We start from the raw sequence: 957 nt of genomic DNA on the forward strand, positions 1-957 counted from the left end.
AAGAGTCAGCCGCCCTTCCCTTCATTTTCATGGCAGGGCTTGTGGCTGAAAAGCCATGGTGATTTTTTTTATGAAAAACAGGTGGAAAAAGTATCCTCTTTTCGCTCGTTGTATTTTAAAGAGGCCGCTTTTTCCATCTGCTTTTATTACTTTCAAAGGGATACGGGTGAAAAAACGAAGTCCTTTCTTTTCCCTTACTTAGCGCCATTTTCAGGTAAAGCTATATGGGCCGACAACTGGCTCCCTCTCTGAAATACCCGGATGTTTTGTCGGCCGGCTTTATCTGAAAAAGGGAAGCGAACGGTCTATACATCTTCGGGGAAAAGAACCAGACGAGTTTTTTTACCCGTATTCCTCATGAAGAAGTCCTCCGATTTTAAAATCGGAGGACTCATTGTGTTAGTTAAAGCTTACAGGTGCTTGTTAATGGCACTTAACAGGCTTTCTTTCGGTTGGAAGCCGATAATTTTGTCAACGACTTGACCGTCTTTTACCAGCATCAGTGTCGGGATGCTCATTACGCCGAAACGTTGTGCGGATTCCGGATTTTCGTCAACATTTACTTTCGCGATTTTGACTTTGCCGCCAATTTCGCCGTCGATTTCTTCAAGAACCGGTGCAATCATTTTGCAGGGACCGCACCAAGGAGCCCAGAAATCCACCAGCACTGTGCCGCCGCTTTCTACTTCGCTTTGGAATGAGCTATCTGTTACATTTACGATTGCCATATGTAACTTCCTCCTTTTTATCTCAGGTTCGTACTTACATACCATCGTTTTGTTTGTGGTATACAGCAGAGATATACCAGTAACAGTATACCATCCTCACCTCAAAATATCCACAGGTGAAACACTCTCCTTCTTTCCTCATGATTTTCACGGAAAAAAGGCAGCGCCTTATATTTGACGCTGCCTCCCTCTATTGAATGTGTCCCCGCTACTACACCAGCACTTTTTT

General features: G+C 44.0%; 2 protein-coding genes. One reads left to right on the plus strand and one right to left on the minus strand.

All coding sequences use genetic code 11. The features are described from left to right. Positions 1–252: hypothetical protein (locus tag ADA01nite_RS22285; RefSeq protein ID WP_170230383.1), on the plus strand; the 252-nt coding region annotated here is incomplete at its 5' end. A 158-nt stretch (positions 253–410) separates the two neighbouring features. Here ADA01nite_RS22285 and trxA read toward each other — a convergent pair. Then, entirely contained in the window at positions 411–728 is a 318-nt protein-coding gene (gene trxA, locus ADA01nite_RS19620) for a thioredoxin (protein WP_146812126.1), read from the minus strand. Positions 729–957 lie beyond the last annotated feature (229 nt).

The sequence above is a fragment of the Aneurinibacillus danicus genome (assembly GCF_007991215.1).
Lineage (GTDB): Bacteria > Bacillota > Bacilli > Aneurinibacillales > Aneurinibacillaceae > Aneurinibacillus > Aneurinibacillus danicus.